The organism is Stenotrophomonas testudinis, assembly GCF_024499815.1.
Classification (GTDB): Bacteria; Pseudomonadota; Gammaproteobacteria; order Xanthomonadales; family Xanthomonadaceae; genus Stenotrophomonas.
This window is the reverse complement of record NZ_JAMOKY010000014.1, coordinates 1-20,544: the sequence shown is the minus strand read 5'-3', so window position 1 is coordinate 20,544 and position 20,544 is coordinate 1. Positions and strand designations below refer to the sequence as shown.

The window sequence follows — 20,544 nt, the reverse complement described above, 5'->3', positions numbered from 1 at the left end:
TCCTTCAGTCCCTAGACACTAAATCACGCGCGATGAAACCTTGAAACCGCAGAATAAAAGTCATCAAAATGCGCTCCATGCACAAGATAGGAAAAAACCTGACGAAGAATAGATCTTAGATGAATCGCATCACCCCAGATCGCCGGAGGGAATGGACAGTCCCCAAAGCGACTGGCCGGATGTATTGCAGATATCCTGCTCTCATAGAACTCACCAAGATATTTCTCAAAATCACCAGGTGCATCAAAGCCATAGGGTTCGTCAAAAACTCTGTGCAACCATCTAGCGGCGTCGTTCGCGGAGGGATTTGGGTTCCCTGCCTTGATTAGCTCCCTCTGGATCAGGGAGAACGAAGCATCCATCGCGATATAAATGGAGAGGACGGACTCCTCGCCAAACTCCTGATGGCACCCAAGCATGTCAGACTTCACCAGCGCCTGAATGCCGCGCATAAGAACGAGATTTCTCGGATCGATACTACGATATGAGCTTGGAAATCTGCTCATCGCTACGGATTCCGAGCTCAGCAGATCATATCTCGCACAACCAATGGATGCGGGAGTACCTGCAGTTCCGTTCGGATTCAATAGGAAATCCGAAGAATTCAAAATACGAGATCTGATCAACTGGACGACATTAACGTCCGCCAGATCGAGTTCGTCCGGCTCCAAAACCAAATGCCGACCAATTACCGGGTACAGCCGCACCCAGGCTTCGTCAATCACCTGACAGAATAGTAATGACCCCAATATTCGAACTTGCGCGGGAGATGCCCATGCAAATTCAGAAAATGGCAATTTATCGGCAACCGACCTCCATCCGCCGCACTTTACGACAGAAAACGCGATATCTTCATCCGCATGAAAGAAGCCGTTCTCACAGAAAAAAGTACCGAACGGATATGCCCCTCCTTCCGCACGGAAGATCATCAATCGAGCCTTTTTCTGAACGCCTCCTCGAGAATTTGCGATCGCCAATGATAATTCGTGGGGATGCTGCATCCTAAACCCCTTTCTCCTAGCTCGTGTTCGATCCGCAATCCCCGCCAGGACTTGCCCGAAGTTCTGGATCGCCCAAGTCCTTTCCACTTTAGAACATTTTCGAAATGTATCCACGAAGCCATGTAAACAACAAGGGCGCCTCTCGGCGCCCTCGTTCTTTCAACTCATTCCCACTCAATAGTAGCCGGCGGCTTCCCCGAGATGTCATAAACCACCCGCGACACCCCTCGCAACTCATTGATGATCCGGTTGCTCACCGTACCCAGGAACTCATACGGCAGATGCGCCCAATGCGCCGTCATGAAGTCAATCGTCTCCACGGCCCGCAGCGCAATCACCCACTCATAAGCCCGCGCATCGCCCACCACGCCCACCGACTTCACCGGCAGGAACACGGCAAACGCCTGGCTGGTCTTGTCGTACAGGTCCGCCTTGCGCAGCTCATCAATGAAGATGGCATCGGCCTTGGCCAGCAGTTCGGCGTATTCGCGCTTCACTTCGCCCAGGATACGCACGCCCAGGCCCGGGCCCGGGAACGGATGGCGGTAGACCATGGTGCGCGGCAGGCCCAGCTCGACGCCCAGGCGGCGCACTTCGTCCTTGAACAGCTCGCGCAGCGGCTCCACCAGGCCCAGCTTCATGTGCTCCGGCAGGCCGCCCACGTTGTGGTGGCTCTTGATCACATGCGCCTTGCCGGTCTTGCTGCCGGCCGACTCGATCACGTCCGGGTAGATGGTGCCCTGCGCCAGCCACTTGGCGTTCTTCAGCTTGTTCGACTCTTCGTCGAAGATCTCAACGAACAGGTTGCCGATGATCTTGCGCTTGGCTTCCGGGTCGCTCACGCCTTCCAGCGCGGCGAAGTAACGGTCGGCGGCATTCACGCGCACCACCTTTACGCCCATGTGCTCGGCAAACATCGCCATCACCTGGTCGCCTTCCTGCCAGCGCAGCAGGCCGGTATCCACGAACACGCAGGTCAGCTTCTCGCCGATGGCCTTGTGCAGCAGCGCAGCCACCACGGACGAATCGACGCCACCGGACAGGCCCAGGATCACTTCGTCATCGCCCACCTGTTCGCGCACGCGGGCAATCTGGTCGTCGATGATGTTGGCGGCGGTCCACAGGGTCTGGCAGCCGCACACGTCCACCACGAAGCGGCGCAGCAGCGCCTGGCCCTGCAGGGTGTGGGTCACTTCCGGGTGGAACTGCACGCCGTACCAGCGCTTTTCTTCGTTGGCCATGGCGGCCACCGGAATGCGGTCGGTGGTGGCAGTGATGGTGAAGCCCGGCGGTGCAACGGAGACATGGTCGCCGTGGCTCATCCAGACATTCAGCTTCGGCTCGCCGCCGTGGTCGCTCAGGCCCTTGAACAGCGCATCGGGGTTGATCACGTTCACTTCGGCGTGGCCGAACTCGCGCTGGTCAGCGGCTTCGGTGGCACCGCCCAGCTGGGCAGCCAAGGTCTGCATGCCGTAGCAGATGCCGAAAATCGGCAGGCCGCTGTCGAACACTTCCTGCGGCGCGGCCGGGGCGCCCGGCAGCGTGGTCGATTCCGGGCCACCGGACAGGATGATGCCCTTGGCGCCAAACGCCGCGATGTCGGCCGGGTTGTGGTCCCACGCCCAGATTTCGCAGTAGACGCCCAGCTCGCGGATGCGGCGGGCAATCAGCTGCGTGTACTGCGCGCCGAAATCGAGGATGAGGATCTTGTCGTTATGGATGTTGGTCATGGCGCCCTGGCAATGCAGTAGGGAAAACGAAAACTTCGAATACTTTTTCAACAGCGCATAGAGAAAGAGGAACGGGAATCAGCTTCCTCGTTCCTCTTTGCCCGGCCCGCGTCAGGCGCGGTAGTTCGGCGGCTCTTTGGTGATCGTCACGTCGTGGACGTGGCTCTCACGCTGGCCGGCGCCGCTGATCTTGACGAATTTGGGCTTGGTGCGCATGTCGTCGATGGTGGCGCAGCCCACGTAGCCCATGGTGGCGCGCAGGCCGCCCATCAGCTGGTGGATGATGCCACCCACCGGGCCGCGGTACGGCACGCGGCCTTCAATGCCTTCCGGCACCAGCTTGTCGGCGGTGGCGGCGTCCTGGAAGTAGCGGTCCTTGGACCCCTTTTCCATGGCGGCCAGCGAACCCATACCGCGGTAGCTCTTGTACGAACGGCCTTGGTACAGCTCCGTCTCGCCCGGCGATTCCTCGGTACCGGCCAGCAGGCCGCCGACCATGATGGTCGAGGCACCGGCGGCCAGCGCCTTGCCGATATCACCCGAGTAACGGATGCCACCGTCGGCGATGAGCGGGATGCGGTCCTGCAGGGCTTCGGCCACCAGATCGATGGCGGTGACCTGCGGCACGCCGACGCCAGCGACGACGCGGGTGGTGCAGATCGAGCCCGGACCGATGCCGACCTTCACGGCGTCCGCGCCGCTGTCCAGCAGCGCCAGTGCGGCTTCGCCGGTGCAGATGTTGCCACCGATGACCTGCACGTGCGGGAAATTCTTCTTCACCCAAGCAACGCGGTCCAGCACGCCCTGCGAGTGGCCGTGCGCGGTATCGACCACGATCACGTCCACGCCGGCGGCAACCAGCGCTTCCACGCGGCGGTCGGTGTCACCGCCCACGCCGACGGCAGCGCCGACCAGCAGGCGGGTCGACAGATCCTTGGCGGCGTTGGGGAAGTCGGTGTTCTTCTGGATGTCCTTGACGGTGATCAGGCCACGCAGTTCGAACGAATCATTGACCACCAGCACCTTTTCGATGCGGTTGCGGTGCAGCAGCTGCAGCACTTCATCAGACGCGGCGCCTTCCTTGACCGTGATCAGGCGATCCTTCTTGGTCATGATGTGGCGGACCGGATCGTCCAGCTCGGTCTCGAAGCGCATGTCGCGATGGGTCACGATGCCGGCCAGCAGGCCGTCGCTGCCCACCACCGGCACGCCGGAGATGTTGTGCGCCTGGGTCAGGGCCAGCACGTCGCGGATGGTGGTTTCCGGGCCGACGGTGATCGGGTCGCGGATGACACCGGCCTCGAACTTCTTGACCTTGGCCACTTCCGCGGCCTGCTGTTCCAGGCTGAGATTCTTGTGGATGATGCCCATGCCACCCAGCTGTGCCATGGCGATGGCCAGGCGGGCTTCGGTGACGGTATCCATGGCCGCAGACAGGATCGGAAGCTTGAGCTTCAGGTCTCGGGTCAACCGCGTTTCGAGGTTGACGTCCTTGGGCAGGATGGTCGAGTGGGCGGGGACGAGCGAGACGTCGTCGTAAGTGAGTGCTTCAGCCTGGATGCGCAGCATCGGCATACCCGAGATGTGGGGAAGCGCGACATTTTACCCCTTTTCAGGAGCCAAGAACAGCATTTTTGGTAGCCAGAATTGGAACTTCGCGCGACACAGTGTCGCACCCGCTCACCTGTAGAGCCGAGCCCACGCTCGGCTGCTTTCCGCCAGACCGCGATGAGCCGAGCATGGGCTCGGCTCTACAGGTGGCCCGAGGCCCGGTACCACCAAGCGGTGCCGCAGCGTCGCGCGGGGCGGTGATTCATTCAGGGGGGCGGCCCCCGTCCCCGCCAGGTGCCAACCGAGGTTGGCACCCACCAACGGCGGGTCAGCTCAGCGCTTCCGCCGCTTCCAGCGTGTTCTGCATCAACGTGGCCACGGTCATCGGGCCGACGCCACCCGGCACCGGGGTGATCCAGCTCGCCCGCTCAGCCGCAGCCTCGAACCCGACGTCGCCCACCAGGCGGCCGTCTTCCAGCCGGTTGATGCCGACGTCGATCACCACCGCGCCCGGCTTCACCCACTCGCCCGGCACGATGCCCGGACGACCCACCGCCACCACCAGGATGTCGGCGTTGCGCACGGCCTGTTCCAGCACGTCCTTCGGGGTGAACTTGTGGCAGCTGGTGACGGTGCAGCCGGCAATCAGCAGCTCCAGGCCCATCGGCCGGCCGACGTGGTTGCTGACGCCCACGATGGTGGCGTTGCGGCCGCGCACCGGCTGGTCGGTATGGCCCAGCAGCGTGGTGATGCCGCGCGGGGTGCACGGGCGCAGGCCGAATTCACGCAGGGCCAGGTGGCCGACGTTTTCCGGGTGGAAGCCGTCCACGTCCTTGCGCGGGTCGATGCGCTGGATCAGCCGGCGCGCGTCGGGAATGCCCGGCAGCGGCAGCTGGATCAGGATGCCGTTGATCTTCGGGTCTGCATTGAGCTGGTCGATCAGGGCCAGCAGTTCGGCTTCGCTGGTGCCGGCCGGCAGATCGTAGTCGTGCGCTTCGATACCGACCTTTTCGGCCGCGCGGCGCTTGTTGCGCACGTACACGGTGGAGGCCGGGTCGCCACCGACCAGCACCACGGCCAGGCCGGGGCGGCTGCCACCGGCGGCCACGCGGGCGTCGACGCGCACCTTCAGGCTGTCGAGCAGGTCCTCGGCAATACGGCGGCCATCGAGGATGCGGGCAGGAGGCTGGGAGGCGGAGTCAGTCATCGAATGCGGGGGCGGGCGGCGGCGGGGACGCTATTGTCCCTGATTCAGGCCCCCTCGCCCACCGCCACGGCACCGGTCCGCCCGCCCTTGTAGAGCCGAGCCTAATGTCGGCTCACGCGCGCAGCGCGGCTTTATCGCAACCTGACCGAAGAGCAAGCCGAGCATGGGCTCGGCTCTACTCTTCCTCTTCCGGCACCTGGTCCGCGTTCAACGTGCGGGCCTTGCGCTTGGGCGCGGTGAACGGGGTCGGGGTCGGCACGCCCGGCAGCGCGCTGCCGAACACCATGTGCGCGCCGGCACGCAGGCTGCCGCCGGCCATTTCCAGTTCGAAGCGCTCGGCATCACGCTCGCGGATCTGCTCGGCGATCTCCTGCGCATCCTCCTCGTCCGCACCCAGCTCCATCAGCGCGGCCTGGCCGAACATCAGCGCCGATTCAAACGTCTCGCGGATCTGGAAATCGACGCCCGCATGGATCAGGCGCAGCGAGTGCTCGCGGTCGAACGAGCGCACCAGCAGCTTGGCCTGCGGGAACTCGTGCGCGACCAGCTCGACGATGCGGTCGGCATCCTCGGCATTGTTCACGCACACCGCGATCGCCCGCGCGGTACCGGCGCCGGAGGCATGCAGCACGTCAAGACGCGTGCCATCGCCGTAATAGATCTTGAAACCGAAGCGCTCGGCGTTGTGGATCATCTCGACGTCGTTGTCGATGATGGTCACGTCCACGTCGCGGGCCAGCAGCGACTGGCTGGCCACCTGGCCGAAGCGGCCGAAGCCGATCATCAGCACGCTGCCGGACAGGCCGTCGGCGGTGTCCACGCCTTCCAGGCTGACCTCGGGCTTCGGCGCCACGCGCTTGTAGACCAGCACCACCAGCGGGGTCAGCGCCATCGACAGCACCACCACGGCGGTGAAGTTGGCATTGATGTCCATGTTGATGACGCCGGCGCTGGCCGCGGCGGAGAACAGCACGAAGGCGAATTCGCCGCCCTGCGCCATCAGCACGCCACGGTCCATCGCCTGCGCGTGGTCGCTGCCCATCACCCGCGCTACCACGTAGATGCACAACGCCTTGGCCGCCATCAGCGCCAGCACCAGGCCGACGATCATCGGCCAGTTGCCGGCCACCACGCCCAGGTCCAGCGCCATGCCCACGCTGAGGAAGAACAGGCCCAGCAGGATGCCGCGGAACGGCTCGATGTCCGCCTCGATCTGGTGGCGGAAGGTGGATTCGCTCAGCAGCACGCCGGCGAGGAACGCGCCCATCGCCATCGACAGGCCGGACAGCTGCATCAGCAGCGCCGCACCCAGCACGACGAGCAGCGCGGCAGCGGTCATCACTTCGCGTGCTTTCGATTCGGCAAGCAGGCGGAACAGCGGATTGAGCAGGAAGCGGCCGACCAGCACCAGGCCGACGATGGCACCCACGCCGATCGCCACCGACAACCAGCGCGAGCCCTCGCCATCGGCATTGCCGGCGCTCGGCGCCATCCACGCGACCAGGGCCAGCAGCGGCACGATCAGCAGGTCTTCAAACAGCAGGATCGAGACGATCTTCTGCCCCGACGGCAGCGCGATGTCACCGCGCTCGGCCAGCAGCTGCATCACCACCGCTGTGGAGGTGAGCACGAAGCCGGTGGCGCCGATGAAGGCGACCTGCCACGGCAGGCCGAACAGTTTGGCGATGCTGGTCAGCACCAGCGCACAGGTGACGATCTGCAGCGTGCCCAGCCCGAAGATCTCCTTGCGCAGGCTCCACAGGTGCGAGGGGCGCATTTCCAGGCCGATGACGAACAGGAACATCACCACGCCAAGCTCGGCCGTATGCAGGATCGCCTGCGGGTCGGAGAACCAGCCCAGGCCGAACGGTCCGATCGCCAGGCCCGCGGCGAAGTAACCCAGCACCGAACCCAGGCCGAGCCTGCGGAACAGGGGCACCATCACCACTGCCGCGCCCAACAGGGCGACGACCTTGACCAGTTCGCTGGTCGCTGCTTCTACCGCCATGCGGTGTATCCCCGAAAACCGAAATCGGCCTCAACGATAGAGCAAGTTTTCTGACGGCAATAGCATCGACGTTGCGTTTGCTTGTGCCGGAAATGGAACGATGGTGCAATTGATACCCAGCATCGTTCCGAAATCGCGCCCTGTAGAGTCGAGCCATGCTCGACTGCCTTTGGCCAACCGCGCAGGGCAGTCGAGCATGGCTCGACTCTACAGAGATCAGCCCCGGCAGAACGCGGCGTAATCGATATACCCCGGGAACGGCACCCCAGGCGCACACACCGGGCACTGGTGATCAGGCTGGATGCGGGTTTCGCGGAAGCGCATGCCCAGCGCATCGAAGCGCAGCAGACGGCCGACCAGCGGCTCGCCGATGCCCAGCAGCAGCTTCAGCACCTCGGTGGCCTGCAGCACCCCGGCCAGGCCGGGCAGGACGCCCAGCACGCCCGCCTCGGAGCAGTTGGGCGCGAACTCGGGCGCCGGCGGCTCAGGGAACAGGCAGCGGTAGCACGGGGCCACGCCACGCTGGCGGCCGGCATCAAACACGCTTACCTGCCCATCAAAGCGCTCGATGGCGGCATAGACCATGGGCTTGGCGTGCTTGATGCAGGCGTCGTTGAGCAGGTAGCGCAGCGGGAAGTTGTCCGAGCCGTCCAGCACGACGTCCACCCCCTCCAGCACGCGATCGACGTTCTCCGAGGTCACCCGCTCGGACACGGCCTCGACCTCGATGGACGGGTTCAACGCCAGCAGCCGTTCGCGCGCCGAATCCACCTTCAGCTGGCCGACGCTGGCCTCGGTATGCACGATCTGCCGGTGCAGGTTGCTGCGCTCGACCCGGTCATGGTCGGCAAAGCGCAGGTGCCCTACGCCGGCCGCAGCCAGATAGAAGCCAGCCGGTGCACCCAGGCCACCGGCTCCAAGCACCAGCACGCGCGACTGCTGCAGGCGGCGCTGGCCAGCCTCGCCTACCTGCGGCAGCAGCAGATGGCGTGAGTAGCGGTCGTAGAAGTCGCGGTCAGCGGCATCCAGCATCGGCTGCACCAGCGGCAGCCCCTGCTCGCGCCAAGCCACGGTGCCGCCGGCCACGGACGCCACGTTTGAATAGCCTGCGGCCAGCAGCGCCTGCGCGGCGTCGGCGGAGCGCTTGCCACTCTGGCAGATCAGCAGGATGTCCTGGCCCTGGACCGGCAGGTGCGCGGTCGGATCGGCCAGCAGATCATCCTTGGCCACGCCACGCGCGCCCTCGGCCATGCCACCGGCGCGCTCGTGCGCCTGGCGCACATCGATCAGCACCGCACCGCGGGCCACACGCGCCCGCGCCTGCTGCGGGGAAAGCTCTGGAATGCTCATGCGCCCATTGTAGAGCCGACCCCATGCTGAGCCGAGCATGGGCTCGGCTCTACACGGTAGCGCCGGGCCATGCCCGGCGAGCGCAGCGGCACGCAGGGATCCGCCGGGCATGGCCCGGCGCCACCAACGAAAAAGACGGCCCTGCGGCCGCCTTCTTGTGAATCACTTGCCCTTGACGTGCTTCATCAAGCGCCGCTTGGCCTTGACCTGCCGCTCGGTGAGGACGTTCTTCTTGCCCTCGTACGGGTTGGTACCCTCGCGGAAGATGAAGCTCACCGGCGTGCCGATCAGCTTGAAGCGCTTGCGGAAGAAGTTCTCCAGGTAGCGCTTGTACGATTCCTGCAGTTCCTTCAGGCGCGTGCCGTGCACGATGAACGTCGGCGGGTTGGCACCGGCCGGGTGCACGTAACGCAGCTTGGAGACGTGGCCGCGGATGGTCGGCGGCGGGTTGGTCTCGTAAGCCATTTCCAGCGCCTTGTTCACTTCGCTGGTGGTGAAGGTCTTGTTCGCCGATTCGTGCGCGCGGTGCACCGCACGGAACAGCTCACGCAGGCCCGAACCATGCTTGGCCGAAATGCGCACCGACTCGGCCCACGGCACGAAGCCCAGGCGCAGCGACAGCATCGTTTCCGCCTGCTCGCGCTGGTACTCGGTCAGGCCATCCCACTTGTTGATGGCGATGACCAGCGCACGGCCGGCATCCAGCACCGCGCCCAGCACGGTGGCATCCTGGTCGGTCACGCCTTCTGTGGCGTCCAGCATCAGAACGGCCACTTGGCACTGCTCGATGGACTGCATGGTCTTGACCACCGAGAACTTCTCGACGACCTCATCCACGCGCGAACGACGGCGCAGGCCGGCGGTATCGATCAGGCGGTATTCGCGACCGTCACGCTCCAGGTCCACGGCGATCGAGTCGCGCGTGGTGCCCGGCACGTCCGAGGCGATCATGCGCTCTTCGCCGAGGATGCGATTGACCAGCGTCGACTTGCCCACGTTGGGGCGGCCGACGAAGGCGATGCGGATGCGGTTCGGATCGTTGTCCAGCTCTTCGCCGCTGCCTTCTTCGGGCAGGCGCTGGATCACCTCGTCCATCAGGTCATCCAGACCCTGGCGATGGGCGGCAGACACGGTCAGCATTTCGCTGAAGCCGTAACGGGCGAATTCCGAGCGGACGGTGTCCTCGTCGGTGCCGTCGATCTTGTTGATCAGCAGCAGCGTCGGGCGCGACAGCTTGCGCAGCCACGCCAGGATCTCGTCATCCATCGCCGAGGTGCCCTCGCGGGCATCAACGACGAACAGGATCAGATCGGCTTCGGCCGCAGCGGCGCGAGCCTGGCGCGTGGTAGCGCCCGCCAGGCCTTCCTCTTCCTCGGCAATACCGCCGGTGTCCACGACGAGGAAATGGTTGTCCTCGTCCAGACGGCAGACGCCGTAGTTGCGATCACGGGTGACGCCGGGCTGGTCATGGACCAGGGCGTCACGCGTGCGGGTCAACGCATTGAAAATGGTCGACTTGCCGACATTCGGCCGTCCAACCAGGGCGACCAAAGGCAGCATCGCGGTTACTCCGTATTAATTTGCCAACCGGAACGCGGTCAGCTTGCCGTCAACATTCTGCACCAGCAGCACCCCGTCGACGACGATTGGCTGGGCCAGCAGGGCGTCACCGCCGCTCTTGGCCCGCGCCGCCATCGCGCCGTCGGAGGCCTGCAGCCAATGCAGGTATCCCTTGTAGTCACCGACCACCACGTAATCACCCTGCAGCGCAGGGCCGGTCAGCGAACGACGCGCCAGACCGGTCTGCGACCACATCGCGGTGCCGCTGGCCTTGTCCAGGCCGAACACGCCGCCCTTGGGGTCGGTAACGAACACATTGCCCGAAGACACCGCCACGCCGCCGGCACCGCCATGGTCGCGCGCCCACAGCGGGCGACCGGTCGGGCCTTCGATGGCCATGGTCTGGTTCTTGAAGCTGCTCACGAACAGCGTATTGCCTTCCAGCACCGGAGCGCCGTCGACGTCGGCCATGCGGTCCAGCTCGGTACGGCCTTCGGGGCTGCCCACGGTCTGGTCCCACAGGGTGCGGCCGTCCTGCATGGCCAGGGCGGCGACAGCGCCGTCATCCTTGCCGATGAACAGCACGCCCGGACCGGTGACCACCGGCGCGTTGCCACGCACGGTCAGCGCCGGCAGCTCGCTGGGGTTGAACCACTTCTGGGTGCCGTTGGAGGCTTCGAACGCGGTGACGCGGCCATCATTGCTGCGCACGAACACCAGGCCCTGCGACACAGCCGGGGCCGAGATCACTTCGCCCGGCACGCGGGCGCGCCACTTCTCGCTGCCATCGTTGATGTCCAGCGCGATCACCTGGCCATCGAGGGTACCGATGACCACCAGGTTCTCGCCGACACCCGGGCCGCCGGACAGGCGCAGCTTGGCCTTCTTCTTTTCTTTCTGCGGCTCCCAGGTCCAGACCTTCTTGCCGGTCTGCAGGTCGATGGCGTGCACGCCACCGGTGATCGCCGCAGCGAACACGTGGCCGTTGGCCACGGCCGGGCCCTGGCGCACGCCGATGCGGCGCTCACCCTTGCCCAGGTTGACCGACCAGGCCTTGTTGACCTTCAGGGTCGGCTCGAACTTGACCAGTTCGGCCGGCTCCTGTGCCTTCTTGGCGGCGGCATCCTTACCAGCGAACCAGCCCTTCATGGTGCTGCAGCCGGTCAATGCCATGCCCAGCAGCAGGACGGAGGCGACGCGCGTAATCATGACCTTCTGACTCATCAAACCGACTCCGCAGGGGCGGCGACGGTGCCGCCAGCGTCCATAACCTTGGTTTCCAGCACGCGCCGCTGCGGTGCTGCCACGTCCAGCGTCTTAAGCGCCTTCTCATACTGCTCACGGGCCGCGTCACGCTTGCCCTGCGCCAGCAGCGCATCGCCCTGGATTTCCAGGCTGCCGCTGTCGGTGGCGCTGCCAAGCAGCTTGATCGCTTCGTCGCTCTTGCCGGTGGCCACCAGCAGGCGGGCCACGCGCTGGTCGACCACGCGCTGCAGGTCGCCTTCGACCTTCACGGCGCGCAGGGTGGCCAGTGCTTCTTCATTCTTGCCGGCGTCGACCTGGGCCTTGGCCAGCTGCAGGGCCGCCAGATCGCCGTAGATGCTGGACGGACCAGCCTCCAGCGCCTTGACTGCCTTTGCCGCGTCATCCAGCTTGTTGCCCTGCAGGCCAACCAGTGCCTTCTGGTACTCGACATTGGCCGAGGCCAGCTTGCCGCCCTGTTGGGTCTGGTACCACTGCCAGCCGGCAATGGCGCCGATGGCGATCGCTACGCCACCGAGGATGCTGGCGCCATTCTTCCGCAGCCAGCTGCGGACACGTTCACTTTGTTCGTGCTCGTCGAGCAGATCGTCGATCGCCATGCGTACTCTCGCCCCGCCCGTAGGGAGGGACCATTGGGATTATCGAAGGTGGTGAAACCGCGTCTCAGTGCGAAACCGGGACAACGGAGCCTTCAGAGGATACCTGAAAGCGGGCCACGTTGGCTCGCTGGTAGGGGGTCAGATCGACGATAGCGCCGTTCTGCTGAACCTGGACCGCCGAGGCGTTGCCCAAGGTCACGCGGCTCACCTGGCCGGGGGTGAAGCTGCGGGTTTCGCCGGCCTTGATCAGCGCCTTCTCGACCGAGCCGCCATCGGGGCCTGCAATATCGACCCAGCTGTCGCCACTGAACTGCATGTCCAGGTTGGCGGTGGCCGGGGCGGCCGGGGCCGGACGCGGCACCGGGGCCAGCGAGGCCACGTAGGGGGTGGCTGCCGGTTTGGCGGCGGCAACCGCCGGCTCGGCACTGGCGGCCGACGGCTCGTTGCCGACCGAGGACGGGGCCACCGGCACGGCGGCCGGCACCACGTCCAGCGAGGCCGTGTTCGGGGTCGTCGGGGTGTTGTCGAAGTGGCCGCGGGTGGCAAACCACACCGGCACCGCCAGCACTGCGGTGATACCGACATAGAGCATGCGCCTGCCGAGGTTCTCGGCGATGCGGCGGGCACGCGGGGTATGGGTATGGCTGACCAGGGTGGGCGGAACGACCGCACCGACCTGGGCCTGCTCCAACAGCTGGCTGATATCCACGTTCAGCAGGCGCGCATAGCTGCGCAGCTGGCCACGGACGAATACCGGGGCGCCGAGCTTCTGCCACTGTTCCTCTTCAAGCGACTTGACCACCTGGACCGGCATGCGCAGGCGCTGGCCGACATCGTCAAGGGTCAGTCCGGCCGCCTCGCGGGCCTGGCGCAGGCGGGTGCCGCAGCCGGCCGCAGTATCGAGAGCGCTCACAGTCTGGTCATCAATCACAATGCATCAACCCTGGAGGTTAGGAGCCCGCGTCCTGCGGAAATTCCTGTCGAATCCGCTGCAGATAACGATCGGATGCCGCCTGATCGCCCAGTCGCGCCTCGATTTCAGACGCAAGTTGTAACACGGAACGTGTGGCCGGTGCAGCCGCAATCCTACGTTCGGCGAAGGCGCGCGCCTCGAAGAACCGGCCACGCCGGACGTTGAGCTGCGCCATCGCCTCGAGCGCGACCGGGTTGGCCGGCACCGTGACCAGGGCCGCACGCAGGTCGCGCTCGGCGCGTTCCACCTGCCCCGCATCCAGCGCACAGCTGCCGGCATTGGCCAGCGTGCCGCCTGCCGAAGCACTGCCCGGCAGCTGCAGCGCACGGTCGAACCACACCAGCGATTCGGCGGCATTGCCGTGCTGGCACAGCCAGGCACCGTAATTGTTGAGCACGTCACCGCGCTGCGGCGCCAGTTCGGCGGCGCGGCGGAAACCCTCGCCTGCCTGCTGCGTGCGGCCGCGACGGTCGTCGATGCCGGCCAGCAGCATCACCCCGTCCACGCCCTTGGGCTTGAGCTTGATGGCCTGGCGCACCTTGCGCTCGGCCTCGTCCAGGTTGCCCACCTGCATGTCGCGGGCTGCCAGCGCGAGCTGGTCCTGGTAACGGAATTCCTCGCGGACGCCCGGCGCATCGCGCACGTGGCGCTCCGGGGCGATGTCACCACCGCGGCTGTATTCCTCGGGGAGGTGCGACTTGGTGGTCTTGCTGCAGCCACTGGCCGAAACGGCCAGCACCCCTGCGATCAGGACTGGCCAGAGACGGTCACGCGGCCGCATCGCTCCCCTTCCCTGCCTGCAACGTCTTGTTGAATTCCGCCTGGCGGCGGGTGCGGTCCATCACCTGGCCCTTGAGCTGGCCACAGGCGGCGTCGATGTCGTCGCCACGGGTGCGGCGGACCATCGTCAGCACGTTGCTGTCGAGCAGTATCTTCTGGAAGGCGCGGATGTGCGCTTCTTCCGAACGCTCGTAGCGGGTGCCCGGGAACGGGTTGAACGGGATCAGGTTGACCTTGCCCGAATCCTTGGCCTGCACCGCATTGTCGAACTGGCGCATCAGGCGGGCCAGTTCACGGGCATGCTCGGGTTTGTCGTTGATGCCCTTCATCAGGGTGTATTCGAAGGTCACCGATTCGCGGCGCTTGTTGGCGCGCAGGTAGCGTGCGCACGAAGCCATCAGCTCGGCGATCGGATACTTCTTGTTGAGCGGCACCAGCGTTTCGCGCAGCGCATCGTTCGGCGCGTGCAGCGACACCGCCAGCGACACGTCGCTTTCGGTGGACAGGCGGTCGATCTGCGGCACCAGGCCAGAGGTCGACAGGGTCACGCGCTTGTTGGCCAGGCCGTAGCCCAGGTCGTCGCGCATCACGCTCATGGCGCGCACGACGTTGTCGAAATTCATCAGCGGCTCGCCCATGCCCATCATCACCACGTTGGTGAGGCGGCGCATCTGGTGCGGCACGTTGCCCAGGTGGCGTGCGGCAACCCACACCTGCCCGATGATCTCGGCGGTGGTCAGGTTGCGGTTGAAGCCCTGGGTGGCGGTGGAGCAGAACGTGCAGTTCAGGCCGCAACCGACCTGCGAGGACACGCACAGCGTGCCGCGGGTCTTGTCGGGGATGTACACGGTCTCGATGGCGTTCTTGCCATCCACGCCCATCGCCAGCAGCCACTTGTGGGTGCCGTCGGCGGAGGGCTTGTCGAACACGATGTTCGGAACCAGCACCTCGGCATGGGCCTGCAGCTTGGCGCGCAGGACCTTGCCGAGGTCGGTCATTTCATCGAAATCGGTGACGTAGCGATGATGGATCCACTTCATCACCTGATGGGCACGGAACTTCTTTTCGCCGAGAACCTCGACGAAGAACTTCTCCAGGCCCGCGCGATCGAGGTCGAGCAGGTTCTGCTTGCCAGCCGCGGGTGCCGACTTCGGCAGCGGCTGGATGGCGGGGGACTGTACGACCTCGTTCACGGCATTACTCTCAGCGCGAGACGACTTCGGTGGCGGCGAAGAAGTAGGCGATTTCAATCGCTGCATTCTCGACCGAGTCCGAGCCGTGGGCGGCATTGGCATCGATGGATTCAGCGAAGTCGGCGCGGATGGTGCCTGCGGCGGCTTCCTTCGGGTTGGTGGCGCCCAGCAGATCGCGGTGGGCCAGGACGGCGTTCTCGCCTTCCAGGGCCTGGATCATCACCGGGCCGGAGATCATGAACTCGACCAGCGCGTTGAAGAACGGACGCTCGCGGTGCACGGCGTAGAAGCCTTCGGCTTCACGACGCGACAGCTGCTTGTACTTAGCAGCCACGACCTTCAGGCCGGCCTTCTCGAAGCGTGCGTAGATTTCGCCGATGACGTTCTTGGCAACGGCGTCCGGCTTGATGATCGAAAGGGTGCGCTCCAGCGCCATGGGATGTCTCCAATGGAATCGGGCCGCTGATGGCCCGAAGGGTAACATGAAAAAAACCCGCGTCGGGACGCGGGCTTAGCCTGATAAACGTAGGCGAATTGTAAGAGATAACGCGGCCGGGTGGTAGAGGGCCTGCGGCCCTCGTGTAGAGCCGAGCCCATGCTCGGCTGGCCTTTGGGCCGAGAAGCAGCCGAGCGCGGGCTCGGCTCTACAGGTTCACGCCCACCTATTCACCCACCTGAGCGGATTCTGACCGCCGCCGCCATTTTGCTGCACTGCAAAATGCCATACGCCCCCGTCTGGTCCTAGTATCAAACAATCGTTTGATTAAGGTCCGCCACCCCATGGCCAAGCCCGCCCACTTCTCGACCAAGGACCGGATCCTCGGCGCCGCCGAGGAGCTGTTCGCCCTGCATGGCTTCGCTGGCACGTCCCTGCGCCAGGTCACCAGCCAGGCCGACGTCAACATCGCGGCGGTCAACTACCACTTCGGCTCCAAGGAAAACCTGGTCAACGAGGTCTTCCGCCGGCGCATGGACGAGATGACCAGCGTGCGCCTGGCCCAGCTCGAGCGCGCCCGCAGCGAACACCCCGGCCAGCTGCGCCCGGTGCTGGCGGCCTTCGTCGAGCCTGCCCTGGCCATGGCCCAGGACCGGCAGAGCGGCGGCGCCTTCGTGCGGGTGATCGCCCGCGCCTACGCCGAGAAGAACGACAACCTGCGCAAGTTCCTGTCCGACCACTACGGCCACGTGCTGCGCGCGTTCGGCAAGGCCATTGCCGAGTGCGTGCCGGGACTGAGCAAAGAAGAGCTGTACTGGCGCTTGGATTTCCTGGCCGGTTCGCTCACCTACGCCATGGCAGATTTCGGCCTGATCAAGCGACCCGCAGGCGTCACCGAAGCGGCGCATCGTGCCCATGCCGCCCATGAACTGATCCATTTCGCCGAAGCCGGGTTCCGCGCCGCCGCACGCGGCAGCGCCCTGCCCGCTTCCCCGTGATTCCACCGGGTGTGACCCACCCAGTAACTGCTGACCAACAAAGGCCCTACACCATGTCCAATTCCCTGCTAGTCCGCCGCGCCGCCGTGCTGGGTGCCGGCGTCATGGGTGCCCAGATCGCCGCCCACCTCACCAACGCTGGCGTCGACACCGTGCTGTTCGACCTGCCTGCCAAGGAAGGTCCGGCCGACGGCATCGTGCTGAAGGCGATCGCCAACCTGGGCAAGCTGAGCCCGGCGCCGCTGGCCAGCAAGTCGCTGGCTGAAGCCATCACCCCGGCCAACTACGAGTCGGGCCTGGACCAGCTGAAGGGCTGCGACCTGATCATCGAGGCCATCGCCGAGCGCATGGACTGGAAGCAGGACCTGTACAAGAAGATCGCCCCGTTCGTGGCCGACCACGCGGTGCTGGCTTCCAACACCTCGGGCCTGGGCATCAACAAGCTAGCCGACGTGCTGCCGGAGCAGCTGCGCCACCGCTTCTGCGGCGTGCATTTCTTCAACCCGCCGCGTTACATGCACCTGGCCGAGCTGATCCCGGCCACCACCACCGACGCCGCCGTACTGGAAGGCCTGGAAGCATTCCTGGTCACCACCCTGGGCAAGGGCGTGGTGTACGCCAAGGACACCCCGAACTTCATCGGCAACCGCATTGGCGTGTTCTCGATCCTGTCCACCATCCACCACACCCAGGAATTCGGCCTGGGCTTCGATGAAGTGGACGGCCTGACCGGCCCGCTGGTCGGCCGCCCGAAGTCGGCCACCTACCGCACCTCCGACGTGGTCGGCCTGGACACCATGGCCCACGTCATCAAGACCATGGGCGACACCCTGCCGAATGACCCGTGGCATGAGTACTTCAAGTCGCCGAAGTGGCTGGACGCGCTGATTTCCAAGGGCGCGCTGGGCCAGAAGACCGGCGCCGGCATCTTCCGCAAGGTCGGCAAGGACATCGTGGTTCTCGACCTGGAAAAGCAGGACTACCGCCCGGCCGACCGCACCGCCGCACCGGAAGTGGTCGAGATCCTGAAGATCAAGAACCCGGCCGAGAAGTTCGCCAAGCTGCGCGAAAGCCAGCACCCGCAGGCGCAGTTCCTGTGGGCGACCTTCCGCGACCTGTTCCACTACAGCGCCTACCACCTGGCGGACATCGCCGAGACCGCGCGCGATGTCGACCTGGCCATCCGCTGGGGCTACGGCTGGTCGCTGGGACCGTTCGAAACCTGGCAGGCCGCCGGCTGGAAGCAGGTCGCACAGTGGATCGCCGATGACATCGTCGCCGGCAAGAGCATGAGCAGCGCCCCGCTGCCGGACTGGGTGTTCGATGGCCGCGACGGCGTGCACGCTGCCGAAGGCAGCTACAGCCCGTCGCGCAACGCCAAGCTGCCGCGTTCGGCGCTGCCGGTGTACCAGCGCCAGCGCTTCCCGGATCCGTTGCTGGGCGAGAAGTTCGCGCCGGGCGAGACCGTGTTCGAGAACGACGGCCTGCGCATGTGGCACGACGGCGACGGCATCGCCGTGGTCAGCTTCAAGACCAAGATGAACACCGTCTCCGACCAGGTGCTCGATGGCCTGCAGGAATGCGTCAGCCGCGCCGAGAAGGATTTCCAGGGACTGGTGATCTGGCAGCAGAAGGAACCCTTCTCCGCCGGTGCCGACCTGGCCGGTGCGCTCGGCCTGCTGCAGGCCGGCAAGGTCGACCAGTTCGAAGAGATGGTCGCCAACTTCCAGCGCACCAGCCAACGCATCAAGTACTCGCTGGTGCCGGTGGTGGCCGCTGTGCGTGGCCTGGCCCTGGGTGGCGGCTGCGAGTTCCAGATGCACAGCGCCAAGACCGTGGCCTTCCTGGAAAGCTACATCGGCCTGGTCGAGGCCGGCGTTGGCCTGCTGCCGGCTGGTGGCGGCCTGAAGGAACTGGCCGTGCGTGCCTCGCAGGCGGCCGGCCCGGGCGGTGACGTGTTCGCCGAACTGAAGAAGACCTTCGAGACCGTGGCGATGGCCAAGGTGTCCAACTCGGCGGTCAACGCCCAGGAACTGGGCCTGCTGCGCAGCACCGACAAGGTGGTGTTCAACAGCTACGAGGCGCTGTACATCGCCAAGGCCGAAGCACGTGCACTGGCCGAAGCCGGTTACCGCCCGCCGCTGCCGGCACGCCGCATCCAGGTGGCCGGTGACGTGGGCATCGCCACTTTCAAGATGATGCTGGTCAACATGCTGGAAGGCCGTTTCATCAGCCCGTACGACTACGAGATCGCCGAGCGCATCGCCACCGTGCTGTGCGGCGGCAAGGTCGACCGCGGCACCCTGGTGGACGAAGAGTGGCTGCTGACCCTGGAGCGCAAGCACTTCGTCGAACTGGCCCAGCAGGAAAAGACCCAGGCCCGCATCGCGCACATGCTGAAGACCGGCAAGCCGCTGCGTAACTGATTGATGGCGGGTGCCGGCTGCGGCCGGCACCACCTGCTGTGGCAGTCGAGCATGGCTCGACTCTACAAAACCTATTCGAGAGATCACCGCAATGACCAAGCAAATCCAGGACGCCTACATCGTCGCCGCCACCCGCACCCCGGTTGGCAAGGCGCCCAAGGGCATGTTCCGCAACACCCGCCCCGACGACATGCTTGCGCACGTGCTGCGCAGCGTCGTCGCCCAGGCCCCGGGCGTGGACGTCAACCGCATCGATGACGCGATCATCGGCTGCGCCATGCCGGAAGCCGAGCAGGGCATGAACGTGGCGCGCATCGGCGTGCTGCTGGCCGGCCTGCCGAACACGATTGCCGCGCAGACCGTGAACCGCTTCTGCTCCTCCGGCCTGCAGGCCGTGGCGCAGGCCGCCGACGCGATCCGCCTGGGTAACGCCGACCTGATGCTGGCCGGCGGCACCGAATCGATGTCGATGGTGCCGATGATGGGCAACAAGATCGCGATGGCACCGAGCGTGTTCGACAACGACCACGTGGCCATCGCCTACGGCATGGGCATCACCGCCGAGAAGGTGGCCGAAGAGTGGAAGGTCTCGCGCGAAGACCAGGACGCCTTTGCACTCGCCTCGCACCAGAAGGCCATGGCCGCCATCCAGAACGGCGAGTTCAAGGATGAGATCAGCCCGTACGAGATCGTCTCGCACCTGCCGGACCTGGCCGACGGCCAGCGCATCATCACCCGCAACAAGGTTGCCGACACCGACGAAGGCCCGCGTCCGGACTCCTCGGCCGAAGGCCTGGCCAAGCTGCGCCCCGTGTTCCGCAACGGCCAGTTCGGCGGCACGGTTACCGCCGGCAACTCCTCGCAGATGAGCGACGGCGCCGGCGCGGTGCTGCTGGCCTCGGAACAGGCGATCAAGGATTACGGCCTGACCCCGCTGGCCCGTTTCGTCAGCTTCTCGGTGGCCGGCGTGCGCCCGGAAGTGATGGGCATCGGCCCGATCGCCGCGATCCCGAAGGCACTGAAGCAGGCCGGCCTGACCCAGGACCAGCTGGACTGGATCGAGCTCAACGAAGCGTTCGCCGCGCAGTCGCTGGCGGTGATCCGCGATTGCGGCCTGGACCCGAGCAAGGTCAACCCGCTGGGCGGCGCGATCGCCCTGGGTCATCCACTGGGTGCGACCGGCGCGATCCGTACCGCGACCCTGCTGCACGGCCTGCGTCGTCGCCAGCAGAAGTACGGCATGGTGACGATGTGCATCGGCACGGGCATGGGCGCGGCGGGTATTTTCGAGGCGCTGTAAGGTTCAAAGCGTTGCCGGTCGGTATGTCGGTGTGCTGCAGCGCACGGGCGGGTGAGGCTGCCCGGGACACGCCGTAAACCCCTTCCCTGGGGGCTCGATGGCGCCTTGCTCGTGTGCGCTGTCCTGCGCACACGGCAAGACCGGGGTTGGGCGTCCTGCCCAACCCGCC

At 65.5% G+C, this 20,544-nt stretch carries 16 protein-coding genes; 3 read left to right on the top strand and 13 right to left on the bottom strand.

Annotation, left to right across the window (positions count from 1 at the left end; all coding sequences use genetic code 11):
* Nucleotides 1–23 precede the first annotated feature (23 nt).
* From NQ204_RS10150 to ndk, 13 genes are all read right to left on the bottom strand, one after another.
* A complete protein-coding gene (locus NQ204_RS10150) occupies nucleotides 24–929 on the bottom strand; it encodes a hypothetical protein (protein WP_256643791.1) in 906 nt (301 codons plus the stop codon).
* A 236-nt stretch (nucleotides 930–1,165) separates the two neighbouring features.
* Complete coding sequence (gene guaA / locus NQ204_RS10145) at nucleotides 1,166–2,731, bottom strand: glutamine-hydrolyzing GMP synthase (protein WP_005409309.1); 1,566 nt, start codon at nucleotides 2,729–2,731, stop codon at nucleotides 1,166–1,168.
* Between the two features lie 111 nt (nucleotides 2,732–2,842).
* On the bottom strand, nucleotides 2,843–4,300 hold the full coding sequence (guaB, locus tag NQ204_RS10140; protein WP_256643790.1) for an IMP dehydrogenase: 1,458 nt from the start codon (nucleotides 4,298–4,300) through the stop codon (nucleotides 2,843–2,845).
* 310 nt (nucleotides 4,301–4,610) lie between these two features.
* The gene (folD, locus tag NQ204_RS10135; RefSeq protein ID WP_256643789.1) at nucleotides 4,611–5,489 is read right to left on the bottom strand and encodes a bifunctional methylenetetrahydrofolate dehydrogenase/methenyltetrahydrofolate cyclohydrolase FolD; all 879 of its coding nucleotides are present in this window, start codon (nucleotides 5,487–5,489) and stop codon (nucleotides 4,611–4,613) included.
* Between the two features lie 175 nt (nucleotides 5,490–5,664).
* On the bottom strand, nucleotides 5,665–7,497 hold the full coding sequence (locus NQ204_RS10130; RefSeq protein ID WP_256643788.1) for a monovalent cation:proton antiporter-2 (CPA2) family protein: 1,833 nt from the start codon (nucleotides 7,495–7,497) through the stop codon (nucleotides 5,665–5,667).
* A gap of 216 nt (nucleotides 7,498–7,713) precedes the next feature.
* Nucleotides 7,714–8,886, bottom strand: a complete 1,173-nt coding sequence (moeB, locus tag NQ204_RS10125) for a molybdopterin-synthase adenylyltransferase MoeB (protein WP_256643787.1) — start codon at nucleotides 8,884–8,886, stop codon at nucleotides 7,714–7,716.
* Between the two features lie 123 nt (nucleotides 8,887–9,009).
* Nucleotides 9,010–10,407 (bottom strand): ribosome biogenesis GTPase Der, encoded by a 1,398-nt coding sequence (gene der, locus NQ204_RS10120; protein WP_108768625.1) that lies wholly within the window; start codon nucleotides 10,405–10,407, stop codon nucleotides 9,010–9,012.
* 15 nt (nucleotides 10,408–10,422) lie between these two features.
* Nucleotides 10,423–11,631: an outer membrane protein assembly factor BamB gene (bamB, locus tag NQ204_RS10115; protein WP_116865295.1), complete on the bottom strand. Its 1,209-nt coding sequence runs from the start codon at nucleotides 11,629–11,631 to the stop codon at nucleotides 10,423–10,425.
* On the bottom strand, nucleotides 11,631–12,269 hold the full coding sequence (locus tag NQ204_RS10110; RefSeq protein WP_256643786.1) for a YfgM family protein: 639 nt from the start codon (nucleotides 12,267–12,269) through the stop codon (nucleotides 11,631–11,633). Before NQ204_RS10110 ends, bamB begins: the two co-directional genes overlap by 1 nt.
* A gap of 64 nt (nucleotides 12,270–12,333) precedes the next feature.
* Nucleotides 12,334–13,200: a helix-turn-helix domain-containing protein gene (locus tag NQ204_RS10105; RefSeq protein ID WP_256643785.1), complete on the bottom strand. Its 867-nt coding sequence runs from the start codon at nucleotides 13,198–13,200 to the stop codon at nucleotides 12,334–12,336.
* A 19-nt stretch (nucleotides 13,201–13,219) separates the two neighbouring features.
* Complete coding sequence (locus NQ204_RS10100; RefSeq protein WP_305888360.1) at nucleotides 13,220–14,023, bottom strand: tetratricopeptide repeat protein; 804 nt, start codon at nucleotides 14,021–14,023, stop codon at nucleotides 13,220–13,222.
* The gene (rlmN, locus tag NQ204_RS10095; protein ID WP_116865291.1) at nucleotides 14,010–15,215 is read right to left on the bottom strand and encodes a dual-specificity RNA methyltransferase RlmN; all 1,206 of its coding nucleotides are present in this window, start codon (nucleotides 15,213–15,215) and stop codon (nucleotides 14,010–14,012) included. The genes NQ204_RS10100 and rlmN overlap by 14 nt, the downstream gene beginning before the upstream one ends.
* A 10-nt stretch (nucleotides 15,216–15,225) precedes the next feature.
* A complete protein-coding gene (gene ndk, locus NQ204_RS10090) occupies nucleotides 15,226–15,651 on the bottom strand; it encodes a nucleoside-diphosphate kinase (RefSeq protein ID WP_008265389.1) in 426 nt (141 codons plus the stop codon).
* A gap of 344 nt (nucleotides 15,652–15,995) precedes the next feature.
* On the opposite strand from ndk, the gene NQ204_RS10085 reads away from it, so the two are divergent.
* The 3 genes from NQ204_RS10085 (at nucleotide 15,996) to NQ204_RS10075 (ending at nucleotide 20,375) form a co-directional block, all read left to right on the top strand.
* On the top strand, nucleotides 15,996–16,649 hold the full coding sequence (locus NQ204_RS10085; RefSeq protein WP_079221619.1) for a TetR/AcrR family transcriptional regulator: 654 nt from the start codon (nucleotides 15,996–15,998) through the stop codon (nucleotides 16,647–16,649).
* Nucleotides 16,650–16,702: 53 nt separating this feature from the next.
* Nucleotides 16,703–19,075 carry a 3-hydroxyacyl-CoA dehydrogenase/enoyl-CoA hydratase family protein gene (locus NQ204_RS10080; protein ID WP_116865375.1) on the top strand — a complete coding sequence of 791 codons (2,373 nt, stop codon included), beginning with the start codon at nucleotides 16,703–16,705 and terminating at the stop codon, nucleotides 19,073–19,075.
* Nucleotides 19,076–19,166: 91 nt separating this feature from the next.
* On the top strand, nucleotides 19,167–20,375 hold the full coding sequence (locus NQ204_RS10075) for an acetyl-CoA C-acyltransferase (RefSeq protein ID WP_005416236.1): 1,209 nt from the start codon (nucleotides 19,167–19,169) through the stop codon (nucleotides 20,373–20,375).
* Nucleotides 20,376–20,544 lie beyond the last annotated feature (169 nt).